16 protein-coding genes are annotated in these 18791 nt (G+C 42.8%); 4 read left to right on the top strand and 12 right to left on the bottom strand.

Annotated elements, in window-relative coordinates:
• Nucleotides 1-6: 6 nt before the first annotated feature.
• Nucleotides 7-1161, bottom strand: coding sequence for a bifunctional 2-methylcitrate synthase/citrate synthase (prpC, locus tag LDO51_RS00370; protein WP_225575934.1), 1155 nt, complete (start codon nucleotides 1159-1161; stop codon nucleotides 7-9).
• 74 nt (nucleotides 1162-1235) lie between these two features.
• Entirely contained in the window at nucleotides 1236-2126 is an 891-nt protein-coding gene (gene prpB / locus LDO51_RS00365) for a methylisocitrate lyase (RefSeq protein WP_225575933.1), read from the bottom strand.
• A 311-nt stretch (nucleotides 2127-2437) separates the two neighbouring features.
• Between prpB and prpR the strand changes: the two genes are divergently transcribed.
• On the top strand, nucleotides 2438-4015 hold the full coding sequence (gene prpR, locus LDO51_RS00360) for a propionate catabolism operon regulatory protein PrpR (RefSeq protein ID WP_263869883.1): 1578 nt from the start codon (nucleotides 2438-2440) through the stop codon (nucleotides 4013-4015).
• 660 nt (nucleotides 4016-4675) lie between these two features.
• A complete protein-coding gene (locus tag LDO51_RS00355) occupies nucleotides 4676-5818 on the top strand; it encodes an MFS transporter (RefSeq protein ID WP_225577318.1) in 1143 nt (380 codons plus the stop codon).
• Between the two features lie 79 nt (nucleotides 5819-5897).
• On the opposite strand, the gene LDO51_RS00350 is transcribed toward LDO51_RS00355, so the two are convergent.
• On the bottom strand, nucleotides 5898-6839 hold the full coding sequence (locus LDO51_RS00350; RefSeq protein WP_225575931.1) for an ATP-grasp fold amidoligase family protein: 942 nt from the start codon (nucleotides 6837-6839) through the stop codon (nucleotides 5898-5900).
• A 495-nt stretch (nucleotides 6840-7334) separates the two neighbouring features.
• On the opposite strand from LDO51_RS00350, the gene LDO51_RS00345 reads away from it, so the two are divergent.
• Nucleotides 7335-8252: a bestrophin family protein gene (locus LDO51_RS00345; protein ID WP_225575930.1), complete on the top strand. Its 918-nt coding sequence runs from the start codon at nucleotides 7335-7337 to the stop codon at nucleotides 8250-8252.
• A gap of 78 nt (nucleotides 8253-8330) precedes the next feature.
• Here the strand turns inward: LDO51_RS00345 and LDO51_RS00340 are convergent, their stop codons facing one another.
• The 7 genes from LDO51_RS00340 to LDO51_RS00310 all read right to left on the bottom strand — a co-directional run bounded on the left by LDO51_RS00340 (nucleotide 8331) and on the right by LDO51_RS00310 (nucleotide 15722).
• Nucleotides 8331-9110 (bottom strand): heme ABC transporter ATP-binding protein, encoded by a 780-nt coding sequence (locus tag LDO51_RS00340; protein WP_225575929.1) that lies wholly within the window; start codon nucleotides 9108-9110, stop codon nucleotides 8331-8333.
• A gap of 3 nt (nucleotides 9111-9113) precedes the next feature.
• Entirely contained in the window at nucleotides 9114-10115 is a 1002-nt protein-coding gene (locus tag LDO51_RS00335) for a FecCD family ABC transporter permease (protein ID WP_225575928.1), read from the bottom strand.
• Nucleotides 10112-10933 (bottom strand): heme/hemin ABC transporter substrate-binding protein, encoded by an 822-nt coding sequence (locus LDO51_RS00330; RefSeq protein ID WP_225575927.1) that lies wholly within the window; start codon nucleotides 10931-10933, stop codon nucleotides 10112-10114. The genes LDO51_RS00335 and LDO51_RS00330 overlap by 4 nt, the downstream gene beginning before the upstream one ends.
• 15 nt (nucleotides 10934-10948) lie before the next feature.
• Nucleotides 10949-11998: a hemin-degrading factor gene (locus LDO51_RS00325; protein ID WP_225575926.1), complete on the bottom strand. Its 1050-nt coding sequence runs from the start codon at nucleotides 11996-11998 to the stop codon at nucleotides 10949-10951.
• 25 nt (nucleotides 11999-12023) lie between these two features.
• Nucleotides 12024-14048, bottom strand: a complete 2025-nt coding sequence (locus LDO51_RS00320) for a TonB-dependent hemoglobin/transferrin/lactoferrin family receptor (RefSeq protein ID WP_225575925.1) — start codon at nucleotides 14046-14048, stop codon at nucleotides 12024-12026.
• Between the two features lie 377 nt (nucleotides 14049-14425).
• A complete protein-coding gene (gene hemP / locus LDO51_RS00315) occupies nucleotides 14426-14617 on the bottom strand; it encodes a hemin uptake protein HemP (protein WP_336432177.1) in 192 nt (63 codons plus the stop codon).
• Between the two features lie 220 nt (nucleotides 14618-14837).
• On the bottom strand, nucleotides 14838-15722 hold the full coding sequence (locus LDO51_RS00310) for a LysR family transcriptional regulator (protein WP_225575924.1): 885 nt from the start codon (nucleotides 15720-15722) through the stop codon (nucleotides 14838-14840).
• Between the two features lie 96 nt (nucleotides 15723-15818).
• Between LDO51_RS00310 and LDO51_RS00305 the strand changes: the two genes are divergently transcribed.
• On the top strand, nucleotides 15819-16262 hold the full coding sequence (locus tag LDO51_RS00305) for a PACE efflux transporter (protein WP_225575923.1): 444 nt from the start codon (nucleotides 15819-15821) through the stop codon (nucleotides 16260-16262).
• 41 nt (nucleotides 16263-16303) lie between these two features.
• On the opposite strand, the gene LDO51_RS00300 is transcribed toward LDO51_RS00305, so the two are convergent.
• Together LDO51_RS00300 and LDO51_RS00295 are read right to left on the bottom strand one after the other, a co-directional pair.
• Nucleotides 16304-17488 carry a cyanate transporter gene (locus LDO51_RS00300; RefSeq protein WP_423810952.1) on the bottom strand — a complete coding sequence of 395 codons (1185 nt, stop codon included), beginning with the start codon at nucleotides 17486-17488 and terminating at the stop codon, nucleotides 16304-16306.
• 145 nt (nucleotides 17489-17633) lie between these two features.
• On the bottom strand, nucleotides 17634-18569 hold the full coding sequence (locus tag LDO51_RS00295) for a LysR substrate-binding domain-containing protein (RefSeq protein ID WP_225575922.1): 936 nt from the start codon (nucleotides 18567-18569) through the stop codon (nucleotides 17634-17636).
• Nucleotides 18570-18791 lie beyond the last annotated feature (222 nt).

The raw sequence follows: 18791 nt of genomic DNA, 5'->3' as shown, positions 1-18791 counted from the left end.
CCTTAATTAGCGCTGTTCAATGGGAACAAAGAGTTTATTTTCTGGTCCCGTGTAGTTTGCGGAAGGGCGAATAATTTTATTATCTTGGCGTTGTTCAATCACATGAGCTGACCATCCGGCAATCCGTGCGATAGCAAATAATGGGGTGTACATCGGCGTAGGAACCCCCATTAAGTGATAAACCACCGCAGAGAACCAATCGAGGTTAGGAAACATACCTTTTTCACGTTTCATGACCAATTCAATATGATCGGCAATGGTGTACAAATGCCGATTCATACTTTGCTCTGAAAGCTGTAAGGCGACGGATTTGATGATTGGGTGGCGGGGATCTGCCAAGGTGTAAACAGGGTGACCAAAACCGATAATGACTTCTGAGTTTTTAACTCGAGCCACGATATCTTGCTCAGCTTCCTCAATAGAGGCATAGCGTTGCTGAATTTCTAATGAAACTTCATTAGCGCCACCATGTTTCGGCCCCCTTAATGCCGCAATGGCACCTGTAATTGCTGAGTAGAAATCGGTACCCGTTCCTGCAATTACGCGAGCTGCAAATGTCGAGGCGTTAAACTCATGTTCTGCATATAAAATAGAGGCAATATGCATGAATTTTTCCCACTGAGCAGACGGTTTTTTACCGTGTAACAGATGCAAAAAGTGGGCGCCAATGGAGTCATCGTCAGTCATGGTTTCAATTCGGCGACCATGGTGACTAAAGTGGTACCAATACAACAAAATGGAACCTAAAGATGCGAGTAATCGGTCGGCAATATCTTTCGCACCAGCGACGGTATGAAGATCTTTTTCTGGTAACACACAGCCCATCATCGAAACGCCAGTGCGAATCACATCCATCGGGTGTGTATTGGCAGGAATGGATTCTAATGTTTGTTTTACATTTGTCGGCAAGCCTCTTAGGGGCTTAAGTTTTTCTTTGTACGCGGCCAGTTCAGTGCGGTTAGGAAGCTTATCGTGGATAAGTAAATAGGCGACTTCTTCATATTCACACTGAGTGGCTAAATCGTGGATATCATAGCCCCGATAGTGGAGGTCATTACCATTTCGACCCACGGTACAAAGAGCAGTATTGCCGGCGGTTACACCTGATAAGGCGACTGATTTTTTGGGTTTGAACCCAGTACTTGTAAGTTGCTCATTCATCATTGATTCCTTGTTGAGGGCAGAAGAGATTACAACTTGCTCTGTTCACGGTTTAAGCGGTACTAGAAAAGGGATTAGCGTTTTTTATTCTGTGAAAATAACGCATCCAGCTTTTCTTCATACTGATAGTAATTAATGGATTTATAGAGCTCTTCACGGGTCTGCATAAGTGGCACGACATTTTTCTGAGTGCCTTGCTGGCGCAAAGTGCTATATACCTGCTCTGCGGCTTTATTCATCGCGCGAAAGGCGGAGAGTGGATATAGGGCGATGGCAATGCCGACACTTCGTAACTCATCCAAAGTAAACAGCGGCGTTTGACCAAATTCAGTTAAGTTAGCTAATACAGGCACTTGCGTATGGCGAGTAAATTGCTGATACATATCTAACTCAGTAATCGCTTCGGGAAACAGCATATCGGCACCCGCTTCGATGTAAGCACTTGCTCGCTCTAGAGCTGCCTCAAGCCCTTCAACTGCCAGCGCATCAGTGCGTGCCATAATGACAAAGTTTTCATCTGTTCTTGCATCGACAGCAGCTTTGATTCGGTCAACCATCTCTTGAGTGGAAACAATTTCTTTATTAGGGCGATGTCCACAACGTTTCGCGCCAACTTGGTCTTCCAAATGCAGACCAGCAGCACCTGCTTTCGCCATCGATTTGACGGTACGGGCTACGTTAAATGCGGAGGGACCAAAGCCAATATCCGCATCCACCATTAACGGCAAATCACAGACATCAGTAATGCGGCGAATATCAATCAGCACATCATCCAGCGTAGAAATGCCTAAATCGGGGATCCCTAACGAGCCAGCCGCAACACCGCCGCCAGACAAGTAAATGGCTTTATAACCAGCTTGTTGAGCAAGGAGTGCATGGTTTGCATTGATAGTACCGACCAATTGAAGAGGAGATTCGCTGTTAACGGCATCTCGAAATTTTTGACCTGCAGAACGGCTAGACATAAACACCTCGGAGTGGGTTAATCATTTATCAATGACTTTTATTAACGATATGACTTTTACTAACAATATGACTTTTACTAATGATAGTTAGATAGCAATTGACGTGCCAGTCCGGAAAGAGAGAAGGAAATTATTATTAAGTGTTAAATATCAATAAGATAAAAGTTTTTATTTTTATGTGACAAGAAAGCCATTTTTTAATCAATGGATTGGTGTGTTTCATTGAATCGATATATTGTTTAATGAAACAAAAATGAAACATCAAAGTGCGAAGCAAACCTAGCGCAGAGCAAACCCAGCGGAGAAGAACAATGGAAAAGCCCATTATTTGGACGGTGTCAGTGTCTCGTCTTTACACGTTGTTTCGTGATATTAGCCCTGAATTTAGTGCACAAGCTGACATCACTCCACTGAATATCGGTTTTGAGCAAGCCGTGGAAGAGGTTCGGCGCCGTTTAAAGGAGGGGCACTGTGACGCGATTATCAGCGCAGGCTCTAATGGGGCTTATTTAAAAAGTCATGTCTCGGTTCCCGTTATTATTGTGAATATTAACGGCTTTGATGTAATGCAAGCATTAGCGAAAGCACGAGAAATTAGCGATAAAGTTGGCATTATTAGTTATCAAAAAATTATTCCTGCGTTAGAGCAATTTCAACATAGTTTTGGCCTACAGATTGAACAGCGTAGTTATATCACTGCCGAAGATGCTCGCGCACAACTAAAAGCACTAAAAGCCATGGGGGTAAACGTCGTTGTGGGGGCGGGATTAATTACGGACCTCACTGAAGAAATGGGTATGACAGGGATTTTTATCTATTCCACACAGACCATTAGACAAGCCTTTTCTGATGCTATCGAACTCAGCAGAATGTCCCATCACCATGTGACTGAGCAATTACGTTACCCTCAGCAGAGCACTGCAAAGGTTAGACACACGATTAATGACCTGATTGGCTTGTCGCCAGCGATGGAACGAGTTCGGCAAACCATTATGTTATATGCCCGTTCAGATGCCACGGTGTTGATACAAGGTGACAGTGGCACGGGGAAAGAGATGGTGGCACAAGCTATCCATCACGAATACAGTTTGTTTAATCAGCAAAAACGCAGTAAACAGCAAATGCCGTTTGTAGCCGTTAACTGTGGCGCCATTCCTGAAACATTACTGGAAGCGGAACTGTTTGGTTATGAAGAAGGCGCATTTACGGGTTCGCGTCGAGGAGGTCGTGCAGGGCTATTTGAACTGGCGAATGGCGGAACTCTTTTTCTTGATGAAATTGGTGAAATGCCAATAGCGTTACAGACTCGGTTATTGCGTGTATTAGAAGAGCGTTCCGTGGTACGAATTGGGGGGTATCGACCTCTACAGGTGGACGTTCGGGTGATTTGTGCGACCCACTGCGACCTTGATGAATGGGTAGTGCAAGGCAAATTCCGTGGCGATCTTTTCTATCGCCTAGGTGTTCTTCGTATGAAAGTTCCTGCATTATCAGAGCGTAATGAGGATATTTTCACGCTCGCAGAACGATTATTGAAACTCGCTTTTGCCGGATTACAACTGCCGCTTCCAGCCTTTAGAGTTAAGCAACTTCTCAGCTGCCGAGACTTTTTTCTTTCCTATGCATGGCCAGGAAATGTACGAGAATTGCGTAATTTAATGGAGCGTGTTGCACTCTATTGCAGTGCCTATGCAGATAAAAGCATCACACCAGACATGCTTAAAATGCTATCGCCAGAAAGGCGAACAGAGGTAACTCCGGCAAAGACTCAGGAAAGAACCGAGACGCTAGAGGAAGTGATGGCAAGGTTTAATGGGGATCGTAAGGCGGTGGCGGAGTTTCTCGGTATCAGTCGTACAACTTTATGGCGCCGCCTGTCTTCGTCCTAGTTTTCACTGTGGCTGTGTTGGTTTCGCATAAGTTACCTGAGTCACATACTTATGTATGCTCCCCAGGCTAACTGATGCTTACCGCCTTGCCACTGCAAAAACTAGTTAGAAGACAACCAGAAGTTAGAAGAAAATTATTAAAGCAGGATAGTAATTATTTATAAAGAATGGGTGTTTGGATAATGAATACTACTAATTAAGTTCATTGATAAACTTGAGGTTAATTAATTAGCAAAATGAGTTTTGAATAAATTTCGTTTTAAAAAAGAGATAAATATATTTTGAAAGAAGGAATGGGAGTAAGGAATTGCGTTTCAAAAAGTAACGATAGAGATTTTGAAATTCATTTTCTATCATATTGATAATCAATGATTTGTTTGTTTTTTCAGCGGTTTTTCAGGGGTTTTTACTGCATAAAAAAACGTGATTTTTCTCACATAAATAAATGTACTCGTCATCATTAGTTTTTCTCATTGTCATTCCCGTCTTGAAAGATCTATATTGCGCTCAAATTAGCCTCATCTATTTAATTTCATCACTGCACTGGTCGCTAAAATATATTCATTTTTATGAATAATTTTGCCGTGATTATCGACGTCTGCAGCGCACAATATTTATCTTGTTTTTGGAGAGTAGGGCGTGAAAATGTCCACCATGTTAATGCGTAAAGGCGACAATACCTTTGTACCTGTTGCAGGTTTAACACTATTTGCTATTGCTTCAGGTTACCTGATGAGCTTGATCCCGCTATCAATGGGTAGCTTTGGCATTGATACGCAATATGCAGGCTGGTTAGCGAGTGCCTATTATATTGGTTTATTAATTGGCTCAATGATGATTGAGCCTGTGATCGCAAAAATTGGTCACCGCCTCTCCTTTATTAGTTTCCTATTAATGTTGGCAGCAACAGTTGTTTTACTGCCATGGACACCGGCTATTGAAGCTTGGCTACCAAACCGTTTAATTGCGGGTATTGCGGTAGCAGGGATTTTCGTGGTGGTGGAATCTTGGCTACTGATTGGCGATAACCCAAAAGAGCGTGCAAAACGACTGAGTTTCTACATGACCTCATTATATGGGGGAACAACACTTGGGCAGCTTGCTATAGGTGTGATTGGTACTCAGGGATTTGTTCCTTTTATTGTGGTACTCGGCTTACTGCTTGTGGCTGTTTTACCGCCGTTATTGATACGCCAAGGGCAACCAGCAAGTGGTTTACATCAAAAATTATCATTGAAGCAGATCTCCCGTTTAAGTAAGCCTGCCATTATGGGTTGCATGGTATCCGGTATCGTGATGGGAACCATTTATGGGTTAATGCCGCTATCCTTGAAAAAAGATAATTTTACGACGGATCAAGTTGGTGTTTTGATGGCATCCATTATTTTGGGTGGTATGTTAATTCAGCCAGTGATCAGTAAATTGTCGGTAATGATGAGCAAAACCTTATTGTTAGCCATGGTTTCATTGTTAGGTGTTTTTGCGATGGGCATGATTTACATCTCATCAGACTATGTGGTGATGATTGTGGCGTTAGCTTTGCTGGGAATGTCATCATTCGCCTTGTATCCGATTGCTATTACTTTAGCGTGCGATAACTTGGATTCGTCATTTATTGTGGCTGCGACCCAAGTGATGTTATTTAGTTATAGCGTGGGTTCTGCGATGGGACCTATCGCGGCGGGTACCCTGTTAGAACAGCATAGTGGGTTAACTAACTTCTTCTTTATTGTGTTGTTAGTGACGGCAATTTATATGCTGATAGCGAGTTTACGCCGTAAGGCAAGCGTATTGGCAAATTGATCGGGTTTGGTAAAAGGTCGCCATTGGCAATGAAAACAAAAAACGCGCTATCTTGAATCAGTAGCGCGTTTTTTTATGGTTATTTTTTCTTATTAAGGTTGGCGAGAGCGAGCTCAGGTTTGCGTGCATGAAGCATGTTTGGCGTTGTGATTTTCTGCTCCCACAACTCCCCAAGTTTAAAGTCCCAAGAGAGTGGGCTGATCACGGTACGTCCTGCATTCGGTGCGAAAGTGAGTTCACTAAAATAGAGTTTGTTTTCTGTCATTAAAAAGTCAGCTCGGCAATAATCAAATGGCGTCACTAAAATTTCAGCCAGTCTTAGCATCTCTCTAAATTGTGCAGGCTCGCTGATGGGTTCTAGCATTTGAGGATGACCAAAACTCACCGGCTGCAATTGCCAGTCCGTATCATAAAGGTTGATAAACTCGGTGCCATCTTCGTCGGCATAATCGATTTCTGCATAAACTGGCTTACCTGAAAAGCAATGAATGCGACAGGTTTCGGGTACTAGCTTTCTCTTTTTCTGCTCAAATAAATCGATATATTCCTCGCAAATAATATGCGCAGGGATATTTTTATAATGACGTTCACGAGTAATGTAATAGAGATTTTTGAGTAAATGGAATGACAACTTATCTTTGGCTTTTTGTAAATCAAACTGTGATTTATTGGTACAAATAATACTGCTGCCGCTGTCGTGGGTGCATTTCAATACAAAGCGTTGGGGCAGCTTCGCAATATCGATTTCATCCACATGTTGATACGTGGCGAGAATCGGAACGATATGTTCTTGACCGATGGTTTGCGTAACATAATCCCGCACCGCTAGCTTATCGGCGAATTGACTATGTAGTGGATTTCGGTCATGGATCATACGGAAATTCACTTTTTCATTAAAGCTTTTCGGCGCATTAAAGTTAGGGTAATACCCTAACTTTTTAATAAATTTATTCGTGAGATAACTTTTGTCACTCATGATTAGCACACGAAGTTTTTTTAGAAAATATTCTGTTTTTTTCATAAACAAGCAACCATTCTTAATAAATTAATATTTTATTAATTTTTTATCATCGGAATTATATTAATCATTTTTTAAATGATGATTAAATGATAGTGGTAATATAATTATCAATATTAAGAGTTCCTTAAGGATTCCACTTAATACAATGCTAGCTAAATGATATTTAATGAAAATGTAGTTATAAGATAATCAATTGATTATATTTGCATGCTGTATATCAATTGTTTAATTTACTCAGTTATTAATTTTAAATTAAATAAGCATTTCAAATGCCAGTGTTACTAAATTAATTATAAATCAATCTGAGTCAATACCTGAAATCTTTAAAAGATGAAAAAATGAATAAGTGATAGAATAAATAAGAAATTAAATAAGTTATTACTAAATTATTTAGCTTAAGATGAGTAAATAGATGCGCTCATCAAGATATGGATTGCCGAAATAATTTATGTGATAATCATCACACATAACTATCCTTTCAATTATTATTAATTTATGGTCATTCGCCCGCATCAACACTGGTTCTTTAGGTTGTTCGACTGGCACGGTTCCGTGTTGTCTAAAATCACCTTTAGATTATCGCTTAATATTATGATGTCCATTGTCGCTATTTTAATCTATCAATGGTACGAGAAATTAGGAATACATCTGACAATCGCCCCATTTAGCTTATTAGGGATAGCGATAGCCATCTTTTTGGGGTTCCGCAACAACGCCTGCTACAGCCGTTTAGTTGAAGCAAGAACGCTCTGGGGCGCAATATTAACCAATCAACGTAATATTTTAAGAAACATAAAAGGATTATTACCGAATGATCCTGAAGCGCATCGCACATTTGCTAATTTATTAATTGCATTTAGTTGGAGCTTAAATCACGAACTTAGACGTACTAATCCAAATATCGATTTGTATCGTTTATTGCCGCGGGATGTTTTTTTAGATGTTATTAAAAGCCCTTTTCCCACTAGCCGAATCCTTATGCATATTGGTTTGAGTGTGGGGGCATTACGGGATAACAATCTGATCAGTGATGTTCTGTTTCAGTCTATCAATAAAGATGTCAATGGGTTATCTGAAGTCTTAGGCGGCTGTGAACGTATTTCGAATACGCCTATCCCCTTTGCTTATACATTGATCCTGCAACGTACGGTCTATTTATTTTGTACATTATTGCCGTTTGCACTGGTGGGGGATTTACATTATATGACCCCTTTGGTTTCAGTGTTTGTTTCCTATACGTTCTTAGCGTGGGACGCATTAGCGGAACAACTGGAAGATCCATTCGATGTACTGGATAACAGCTTGCCACTGAATGCGTTATGTACGGGGCTTGAGCGCAATGCTCTTGATATGATTGATGCTAAGCAGCTTCCACCGCCACCTAAGCCAAATAAATACTTTAATTTATTATAATTAATTTATTATTATGATTGTAAGCCGCGGCTTTCATTATGCAATATAGCATTATGAAAAATAGACCGCGGCTAGCCATTAATGGCGCAGATATACGTGGGGGGTTGCCGTTTCAGGATGCGGCTGCACCCCTAAATCAGCTTGATACCACTGAGTTAAATTCTCGGTAGTGAGCACTTCTTGTGGCGTTCCAGACACAACTAATTTCCCTTGATGAATAAGATACACTTTATCGGCATAAAGTGCGGTGAGATTCAAATCATGCAATACACAACAAACACCTAGTGGTCTTTCTCGGGTAAGCTGATGCAATAGCCGTAAACTGTGTTGTTGATGGTATAAATCAAGGGCTGAAGTAGGCTCATCAAGGAATAAACAGGCTGGTGTTGGCTCAGGTTGCCATAACTGAGCTAACACTCGCGCAAGCTGAACACGCTGCTGTTCACCACCAGATAATAGGCGATAATCGTGATGGCGTAGTGGGGTGCAATGAGTTTGCTCCATAGCAATATCAATGGCGTGTTGCTTATGTTCTGAACCGTAAGGTGTTCTTCCCATCGCCACAACATCTTCAACACTGAAGGCAAACTGTAAATGGCTATGCTGTTTCATCACCGCGCGTTTTTTAGCCAGCTTTTGTGGCTCCCATTCTGGTAGCGAGCGACCTTCAAGCTGACACTCCCCTTGAGAGGGAGACGTGTAGCCTGTGAGCAATTTCAGTAAACTGGATTTGCCAGCACCATTAGGACCAATAATCACAACCATTTGATTTTGTTGTATAGATAAACTGATATCATCGATTAATGTTCGATTATTAATACGATAACTGAGGTTTTTAGCGTCGAGTAAATTGGACATCCGTTAGATCCTTCCTGCTGGTTGGCGCAGTATTAGCCATAAAAAGTAAGGGCCGCCAATCAAACCAGTTAATAAGCCCACGGGGATTTCTGCGGGAATTGCTAAAGTACGAGCAAGGGTATCAGCAGCTAAGAGTAAGCAAGCCCCCACAATGGCTGAGCCGGGAATAAGCCAACGATGATCAGGCCCCAATGTCATACGGATTAAGTGAGGAACAACGAGGCCGATAAAGCCAATCACGCCACTCATGGCGACGGCGCAGCCAATTAATAGGGCGCTTAGGAATAATAAAACAAACTTACTGCGCTCAACATTTATCCCTAAATAGTGGGCGTCTTCATCCCCTAATTGCAGAATATTCAGCGTATTGCCTTGCCAAAAGCAGAGTAAACAAGCGGGGATAATCACGCTGGCGGCAATTGCTAACGATGTCCAATTCACACTGCCTAATGACCCCATCATCCACAAACTAAATGTGCGTAATTGTTGGTCATTACTCATATAGCTGAGTACCCCAATTAGCGACATACACAGGGCATTGATGGCAATCCCTGCTAATAGCAGCCGTGCCAAATTGCCATTAGACATTTTATTGAGGCTAAAAATGATCAGCGAAACCGCTAAACTGCCAACGAATGCTGCGCCAAGATGACCGTAATTGAGCATTAATGTGGGTAAGGAGAACGGTAAAATAATGAAGGCGGCCACACACAACGCGGCACCACTACTGATCCCTAATAAACTCGGGTCGGCGAGAGGGTTGCGAAATAACCCTTGCATCATCGCGCCGGAAACCGCTAAAGCTAGCCCCACTAAAATGGCGAGCAACACTCTTGGGAGGCGAATGGTGAGCCAAATTTGCCAGTCGGGATCGGTTGATGGTGCGAACCAAAGTGTGTTTAAAGGTAAGTGAATTGCGCCAGCGGTGGAGGCAGCCACAGTGACTGCCCCCAGTAGCACCAATAACATCAAAATTTTAAATAAAGGGTGCTTAAAACGGCTCATTCGCTTTTTTCTAACGCCTCTCTTAATTGTTGCATGACTTTTGGCGTACTTAAGCTGAAGCTCAGCATGCCAGTATCATCCACGACTAAAAGAGCACGGTTTTTTCCTGCTGGAGTGAGTGCTAGCCCCGGTAACTCCCAAACTTTTTCAACGCCACCTAAGGATTTTACACCTTGCTCAGAGATCACAATGAGGTCTGGCTGGCTGTAAATAAGACCTTCCTGGGACAGTGGACGATAGCTGGAGAAGTTATGCATTGCATTTTGTGCACCAACGGCCTTGATCATGCTATCGGCTGCTGTTTTTTGCCCAGCGGCCATCGGTTGTATTCCGCCATGGCTCATTAAGAAAACCACTTTTTTGTTAATCGGGCTGGTGGGAACGGCGAGTAGCTCGGCATTAAATTGTTCGACTAATGTTTTCCCTTTTTCGGATAATCCCATTGCTTGTGCAATCGTGGTGATTTTCTCAGGAATGGCTTCTAATTTCGGCTCTCCTGTGACTTTAATCACTTTAACGCCACTTTTTTCTATTTGGGTTAAGGCGATAGAAGGTCGGGAAAGCTCACTGGCGAGCATCAACGTCGGACGCAAAGAGAGTACGCCCTCTGCATTGAGCATTCGCATATAGCCGACATCGGGCAGCTTGGTTGCTTGCTCTGGATGTAAACTGCTACTGTCGCGCCCAACCAGGCTATCTTGCGCGCCGAGCGCATAGACTATTTCAGTCACATCGCCACCGAGTGTTACTAAACGGTCAGCGCCATGGGCAACCAACGAGGTTGCCAGTGTGATTACCATTAGAAGCCATTGTTTCATAGTCAAATACCTGTGTTAGATTCTTGGCAGGGACATGACTTGCTGGCGCCAGTGTTCTTGCTCTGGCGTTCCTTCAGTGCGTTGTCCGTACATTTGTGCGATTTGATTGCCTTGGTCATCAAACACTTCAAGGCTTGTCACAAAACCATCTTCCGTTGGTTTACGAGTAACCCAACACTCCGCAACACCATTTTCAATCATATGCAGAGTGAAATCAGGGTTGAAAATGTTCAGCCACTTGATGTCAGAGCCTTCAGTTTGGAGTGGCATCAAACGTTTGATTTTGCCTGTGAAAATCTGCACACATCCACGGTTACCCACGAAAATCATAATTTCGTTTTGATCAGCGAAAGCAGTATTAACGAGCTGATTGAATGAATCATTTGGCACCTGCCAAGCTAAATCATCACTGACCGCGTGGAACACTTGTTGACGGCTTAAGTTATTTTTCTTCAATAAGATGAAAAATTGATGAACATCCGTCATATTGCGCCACTCTTGGTCAAGCTGTTGTTTCAGCTCATCGCTGATTGGCTGTGCGTGGTGCGGCTGTACTTTTTCAATGGTTAACTGTGGGTTTTCGGTGGTCATGTATTTTTCGATAAGCGCATTCCATGCATCCATATCGGTCTCATCAGTGGTATACACTTTGTGCAGTGCATCGCCATGTTTATCAAAGAACTGAATACTGTGGCGTTCACCGTGTTTCGCTTCTTCAGTGAGCACGAAAGCACTATCCCAGTGAGAGAAAAACATACGTAAATCCAGTGCGCGTGGATTGAGAATTAAACCGCCATGAGGGCTAAATTTAGCATTTTCATAGCGACCGACTTGCTCATGAACCACATACTCATTACGGGTAATAGCTTTGATTGGACCGACAGCTTCCAAAGCAGTTAATAACGTTGGCGCATCAACGTTCAGGCGTTTAGCTTTATCTCGCCCAACACGGCTATGTAATAATTCCCCTTCAGAAACATTCAGATAAGCAGCGAGATCTCTCGCATACTTAGCTTTATTATCTGCTTTGGCTTGTTGATAACGTTCGAAAAGTGCTGAATTCACAGGTTTCTCCTTTATGTAGTGTGAATTACCATTGGAAGCTGACGAGCAGCTTAGCATTACGACCATCTTGGGGAATCCCCTGAGAGGAGTAATACTCTTTGTCAAAAGCATTTCCTAAAACAACACTGGTATCTAACCCTTTAAGACTTCCATCACCTTGATAATTTAGATAGAAATCATGAACGGCATAACCCGGTTGTTGTTTTAATTTGGATGTTTTATCGAAATCGGTATGAGTAGTGAACTCACCTAACCAACCCACAGAGAAACCGCTGTCTGCAACTGGAATGGAGAGGTTACTGGTGAGTGAATCCGGTTTAATGGATTCAATGGATTTGCCCGTATATTCATTGACGCCGACGGTGTGGTTATAGGCGAGCCCCCACGCAAAGTAGTCAGTGGTGTAATCCAATGACACATCCGTTCCCCAAATTTTGGCGCGTTTGGTATTGATGGATGTGGTGTAGTTATTATTCCAGTTAACACGGTCTGTATTGACGTAGGTGTTAATGTAATCTTTGGCTTTAGTATCGAAATAGCTGGCTTTAAAGCGCAGGTTATCGCGAGCCATGAGTAAGTCGTCAAAACGTAGACCAAAACCATATTCCGCAGTACGTGTGGATTCAGGTTTTAAGTCTGGGTTAGGGCGCCAATAGTTAGAAATAGGACCGCCTTTAAAGTGAAGAGAATCGTTGTACATCTCCATCATCGTTGGTGCACGGAAGGCTTCAGAGTAGGACGCAAACAGCATTGACCACTCGGTTGGCGTGATGCTCACTGCCGCTTTTGATGACCATTGATCTTCTTTGACATCTTTATTGCCCTTGGCGCTGGACTTGTAGTTGTCATAGCGAGTTCCCAAAATGAAGGAAACAGGCAAATCTTTTAAGGTAATCTCATCCTGAATAAAGCCAGCCGCAAAGGTTATCTCTGCATCAGGGAACTGAGTGGTTCCAGCGTAAGGGGTCTGTTTTTGACGATACGCTTCAGTGCCGTAGGTAAAGTTATGCGCAGCGAGTGGTAACTCATAGATATCGGAGCGGTTATCTAACTTGATACCATACGTTTTTTGGCTACGGCCTTCGTAGTTAGACTCTTTACCTTTCGAGGTAATATTTACATCAGAGTAATACGGAGTCGCTTTTAAATTAAGCCATGAATTATCATCTGGGTTTAACTGATAGGTCGCTTGCAAATCACGCTGACGCGTCGTGCGGTTAACCTGTTTATTATCATTGCTGGTGGCGAGCTGTTGCGGGTCTTTTGGCTCATAAGCATCATTATTGTAATAACGAATTTGCCCAGACAGAGTTTGCGCATCATCCAGCTGCCATGTTCCTTTACCCAGCATATTGGCAATGGTTTCTTTATTATCCATTTTCTCGCCGCCGCCAAGACGAACATCACCGCTTTCTTTCGTCACAAAGCTGAATAGACCGTCAAAATCATCGGTTTTACCAAAAGCGGAGCCGCCAAAGCCAAAACTGTGATCCCCAGTAGCGCCTTGAGTGAAGACGCGGAAACCTTGGTTTTGACCTTCACGCAGTAAATCTTTTGCATTCACGGTTTCCCAAGCAATCACGCCACCCATAGCGCCGCTGCCGTATAACAGCGCTGACGGGCCGCGAATAATTTCCACTTGTTTGATAAGCGCAGGGTCAAGAAATGTTCCGTTAATGTGTCCGGTATCTGTACCTTGGCGAATGCCATCGACTAGCGTCAATATTCCACGACGGTCAAACCCGCGCATACTGATATCCTGACCGTTAGTACGGCTAGTTCCCGTCAGTGCAATACCCGGCACTTTCCGCAAAATATCGTTCGCATTGTTGGCTGTTTTGGTTTCTGGTGAATCATTTTTAATGACGGTAACCATCATTGGCGTATTAAAGCTATCTCGCTCATTACCCGTGGCATACACCGTCATCACATTGTGGTGACTGTTAGTTAGAGAATGGTTATTGTTAGTTGGTGATTTTTCAGTCTGTGCGGTCGCCATTAGCGGCAGCAAGGCACTCGCCAGCACAGATAAGCGTAATACTTGAGACATACAGGTGATACTCCCTAAAAATTGTTAACTCTTTGATGAGTGCGATGCACCGTTAAAAACAGACTTATCATCAGAGCGTTATGGTGTGTTTATAGGGTATTGAGACAAAGACGCTTGCAATGGAATAGGGGGAAAAGGGGTATTTGAACCCAACAAGTGATGATAGGGTTCGAAAGTTCGCCTTGAGGTTATCCAGATGTACAGCAGCAAAGCCCGTAATAAACACCATAAAAACTGTGTCCTGATGTATAGAGTTAAGCTGGCTGCCTAGCATGACGACTTAGGTGGCTTGCGAGATATAATGTGTTTTTAAAGCTAATTGTATTTTTAAAACAAACTGTATTTTTAAAACAAACTGCGTTGTGAAGACTAAAATACTATTTGGTCAGAATTAATTTACCCGTTCGAGTTTGGCGTAATTGATAAATTTCACCGCGGTGCTCAATAGCAATTTTGCCTGAGGCACCTAATAACTTTTGGCTTTCAATAAGCCCATCTTTAGCAGCAAAATCAGTCAATAATGTTGATTTTGTGGTTTCTTCAATAATGGAAGAAAGTGGCTTGGTCATGTTATTCACCACATAGATTTTGTTGTTAATAAGAATGATATTGATAATTATTATCTTTAAAACCATTGGCAATATCAAGCGATTTTCACAATTGATCAACAAATACAGCTCACCAACAAAAGGGGCGCATCGCGAATGAGGGCTACCGTTATGATGTAAATGGAGGTTTGCCTGACTTGGGGATAGTGGATTGAGCCGATGTTGAAATTGTTCAAAATTGTTAAAGCATATTTGTTTTTAAAAGCTCTATACACTCTTGGGCGCCACGCTTGAGCACTTGACCTTTTAAGCAGACAACATGGATAGGAAGCACTAAACCATTTGGGGTGTTTTTAAATTCTAAACGCTTGAGTAATCCTACCTCTAAATCAGCTTTGATTAATGAAGCCGGTAAATTTCCCCAACCCATCCCTTTTTTAACTAATTCTAACGCCATGGTAAAACTATCCGTGCGCCAATAATGGCTAGAAACGATAGAGCGAAAATCACTGATTGGGTGGTGAGGGCTCGCGACAATAATTTGGCGTGTCTGAACGAGATCTTCGATATACAGTGCATTATTCGGTTTATTAGAGGGATAATCGGCGCTGATAGTCGCTGTTAATGATTCATAGCCAATACATTCGAATTGTTCCTGAGCATTGACATATAACCCACCAAAGGCGATGGCTAACTGAACGCGCTCACTGTGCAGTAGTGGCAAAATATCGTCTTGAGGCGCAGTGATCAGCTCCACATGCATTAAAGGGTAACGCTGGCTTAACGTATGCAATGCATCAACTAACACATTGGGATTAACCCCCTCTGCCACTCCGATCGTGAGTGTGCTTTCCACGCCTTGGGTAAGTTCTCGTGAGAAAACATTCAACTGACGCAAGTTATCCACAATATTTCGAGCATAAGGGGCAAGGGAAAGCGCTTGTTCTGTGGGTTTGGGTTCTCGCGTATGGCGTTCAAACAGCGAAAAACCAAGCTCTGCTTCAAGGTTGGCAATCGCCATACTAACCGCGGAAGGCACTTTATGCAGTGCTCTAGCCGCTGCGGAAAAGGAACCTTTATCGAGTACGGTTAAAAAAATCATTAGGTTTTCGCTGTTAAATGGCATCTTAGACCTTTCAGTTTTGTTGATAGTAGCTGACTTTTATTATCATTAATGTTGATTTAATTTACCAGTCTTCGGCAAATAGAAGGTGAGATAAAAATGCAAGGTATTAAACGTAAAGTGGTTTTTATTACGAGCTACGAAGTCATTGGTTGGATGATTTCATCGTTGGCGTTGGCTTTTCTTTCGGGGAATTCCACGGGAACCACAGGACCCTTGGCACTGGTGATCACCACGATTGCGGTGACATGGAATTTTATTTTCAATGTGGCATTTGAATATTGGGAATCAAAGCAGAAATCAAGAATTAGAACGTTTAGGCGTCGTTTCGCCCATGCGGTGTTATTCCAGCTAACGCTGGTGGTATTTTTAATCCCACTGATTGCATGGTGGCTATCAATATCACTCTGGCAGGCACTTATTTTAGATTTTGCCCTGATTATCTTTATCCCGATTTATACCTTTTTCTTTAACTGGGCATTTGACAAAATTTTTGGGTTACCAAAATCTGCCTTGGTGCAACAAGAAGAAACCGCGGCGTAATGTGAAGGAGATGGCAATGAGCCATCTCTTTGGTTATAAGCTTATTTGACACTAAAAATCTGATGATATCCTTTAGGATTTAAACGCAAAAATAGCAGTAATGTGATAATAACCAGGACACAATGCAGCAGCCAAACAGGGGTAAAACTGTGGCTAAATTGTTGTAATGCTGCCGCAAGCAAAGGTCCAAAAGCCGCGATGATAAAACCGCCTGCTTGCATTAAGGCCGTCAGGATCCCTGCGCTGGCAGGATGAGGGATATGATCTAAAGAGGTAATAATGGTTAAGGCGAAGCAACCACCCAAACCACAGCCCAGCAGACCCACCCACAGCAATGGTAGAGTGCTAGGAAACAGGATTAACCCCGCAAATCCGAATGCTTGGCTTGCCAGCGTGACAGTGAGCCAAAAACGGCGGTCAATATTATGGGACGCTAATATCGGGATCATCAATGCCGCAGCAGCTTGGAAAATGGTTAAAATCGCCACCAGAGAACCGCTTTCTGTGGCACTGAATCCTTGTTGTTGAAAGAAAGGCGCCAGCCATGTCACGGCAGTTGCGTAACCTGCATTCACTAAGCCAAACCCCGCCATTAATAGCCAGGCTCTGGGCTGCTTAAGATAAGTCAATACACTGAGCTGAGCTGGTGTATTTTTCGTATCTGAAGAGCGAATATTCATGATGACGGCAATTAGCGCGATCAGTGCTGGAAATGCAAGCCATGCGAGCCCACTCTGCCAATTTCCTGAAAGGTGGGTTATCAGTGGTGTTAATTGCGCTCCCAGCGCGCCACCGACCATTAATGTGGCTGAATATAACCCCGTCATGGCGGCCATTTTGTGTGGAAACGAAAATTTTATCAAACCGGGAAAAACCGCTTGAATATAAGCCGCTCCGATTCCACACAAAAATGCGGTCATTAAGAGTGCGGTCGCATCAGAAACAAATAATCGGCAAAATGAACCGATTAGCAGCAATAACATGGCAAGGCTAATACCCAGTTTGTCGCCTAATTTTTGATTTAATGCAGGGACGACTAAAGCCCCAAAACCCATGAGTAACATGGGGATCAGCGTTAACAGTGAAACGCTCTGGTAGCTCATTCCCGTGGTGTGAATGATATTATCGATGACTGGCCCAGGCCCTGTCATAAAGGGGCGTAAATTGATACCGACAAGGGCAATCGTCAGAATCAAGCCGAAAGAGGCAGAAAGTGGTTTTTTCATGTTTATGCGTGATGCGGTTGCCACTGAGCTTGATACAGCATGGGCGGTGCTTCACTTGTACTCCAGATTTATCAAGTAGTTGAATAAGGCCATTGATGAGTTGGCTCGGTACGATTTTATTTATACTAATGAAACTAGCACAACGTTAATTGGCGATGGGTTTGAGCAAGTCACTGTAAAGCTCTGTTAATACCCCGTTTGCCATAAACTCTTTTCTGATCCATTGAGTAACTAGCCCTGTAGCAGAGTGTTGGGTGGCTAATAGCATGTGAGAATCCTGTCTTGGATTTTGTATTTGCTTAGTGACTAACACACCGTTTTTTACATGTTCTTTGACCATATAGTCGGGTAGGAATCCGATCCCTTCGCCTAAGATTTGGCACTGGCATTTGGTGTTGAAATCGGGCACTTGAATCGCCTCTTGCCCGTGCAGTAGCCACCCAACACGTTTATTGATGGTATGGGCGGTATCTTCCACCATAATATTTGGGTAGAGTCGCAGCTGGCTTTCGGCAATTGGCTCAGGCATTAAGGCCAAAGGGTGGCTAGAGGCGATGGCAAACTGCCAGTGTATGGCACCAATTTCTGTGTAATCAATCCCGCCGCCATCCATGAGTGTACCCGGCGCCCCAATCGCAATATCCGCATGGTTATTGATAATGGCATCCCAAACACCGTTATACACTTCCGTGGTAACGGTTATCTGACAGGAACCAAATTGCTTTTTCAAGATTTGCAGCAATTTCGCTGTATGGTAAGGGGTGTAAATTAACTGATTGATACAGATACGAACACGAGCTTCAATACCTTGTTCAATGGAATCGATACTTTTTTTGATGAGATGAAAATTATTCAGAAGGTCGGTGGCTTTGCGATAAAAATAGTATCCCGCTTCGGTCAGTTCAATATTACGTGTATCGCGGATAAACAGTGCGACATCTAAATAGGTTTCGATACGTTTTATGGTGTAGCTCACCGCTGAGGTGGTAATCCCAAGTTCTTCAGCCGCTTTGCTGAAACTGGCAAATTTAGCGGCGGTGGTGTAGGTCAATAAATTCTCTTCGGTAAAAATAGAGTTCATGTGTCGTATCCCAAAGTGCGTGAAAATTAGCCTAAATAACGTTTTCTGTGAATACAATTCAATAGCTTAAAAAATAGGTTTTTTATTGATTGTTTTTGCTAGCCCTCTGCGGGGATATTTATCTATTCTGTTCAATAAATAGTATTTAATTTATGTCACCCCAAAAAGCAACTAATGAAACGCATGTTTACATTCAAACTAATTAATATTATTGAGTTAAAT

Source organism: Providencia alcalifaciens (assembly GCF_020271745.1).
Lineage (GTDB): Bacteria > Pseudomonadota > Gammaproteobacteria > Enterobacterales > Enterobacteriaceae > Providencia > Providencia alcalifaciens_B.
The sequence above is the reverse complement of the archived record's forward strand: the minus strand, read 5'-3'. Positions and strand labels throughout refer to the sequence as shown.

Excerpts from the sequence above, each read along its gene's own strand:
- LDO51_RS00350 (WP_225575931.1), bottom strand. The coding sequence starts at position 6,839 with ATGAAAAAAACAGAATATTTTCTAAAAAAACTTCGTGTGCTAATCATG.
- LDO51_RS00330 (WP_225575927.1), bottom strand. The coding sequence starts at position 10,933 with ATGAAACAATGGCTTCTAATGGTAATCACACTGGCAACCTCGTTGGTT.
- prpR (WP_263869883.1), top strand. The coding sequence starts at position 2,438 with ATGGAAAAGCCCATTATTTGGACGGTGTCAGTGTCTCGTCTTTACACG.
- prpB (WP_225575933.1), bottom strand. The coding sequence starts at position 2,126 with ATGTCTAGCCGTTCTGCAGGTCAAAAATTTCGAGATGCCGTTAACAGC.
- LDO51_RS00340 (WP_225575929.1), bottom strand. The coding sequence starts at position 9,110 with ATGTCCAATTTACTCGACGCTAAAAACCTCAGTTATCGTATTAATAAT.
- LDO51_RS00300 (WP_423810952.1), bottom strand. The coding sequence starts at position 17,488 with ATGAAAAAACCACTTTCTGCCTCTTTCGGCTTGATTCTGACGATTGCC.
- LDO51_RS00305 (WP_225575923.1), top strand. The coding sequence starts at position 15,819 with ATGCAAGGTATTAAACGTAAAGTGGTTTTTATTACGAGCTACGAAGTC.
- LDO51_RS00335 (WP_225575928.1), bottom strand. The coding sequence starts at position 10,115 with ATGAGCCGTTTTAAGCACCCTTTATTTAAAATTTTGATGTTATTGGTG.
- hemP (WP_336432177.1), bottom strand. The coding sequence starts at position 14,617 with ATGACCAAGCCACTTTCTTCCATTATTGAAGAAACCACAAAATCAACA.
- LDO51_RS00295 (WP_225575922.1), bottom strand. The coding sequence starts at position 18,569 with ATGAACTCTATTTTTACCGAAGAGAATTTATTGACCTACACCACCGCC.
- prpC (WP_225575934.1), bottom strand. The coding sequence starts at position 1,161 with ATGAATGAGCAACTTACAAGTACTGGGTTCAAACCCAAAAAATCAGTC.
- LDO51_RS00345 (WP_225575930.1), top strand. The coding sequence starts at position 7,335 with ATGGTCATTCGCCCGCATCAACACTGGTTCTTTAGGTTGTTCGACTGG.
- LDO51_RS00355 (WP_225577318.1), top strand. The coding sequence starts at position 4,676 with ATGCGTAAAGGCGACAATACCTTTGTACCTGTTGCAGGTTTAACACTA.
- LDO51_RS00310 (WP_225575924.1), bottom strand. The coding sequence starts at position 15,722 with ATGCCATTTAACAGCGAAAACCTAATGATTTTTTTAACCGTACTCGAT.
- LDO51_RS00320 (WP_225575925.1), bottom strand. The coding sequence starts at position 14,048 with ATGTCTCAAGTATTACGCTTATCTGTGCTGGCGAGTGCCTTGCTGCCG.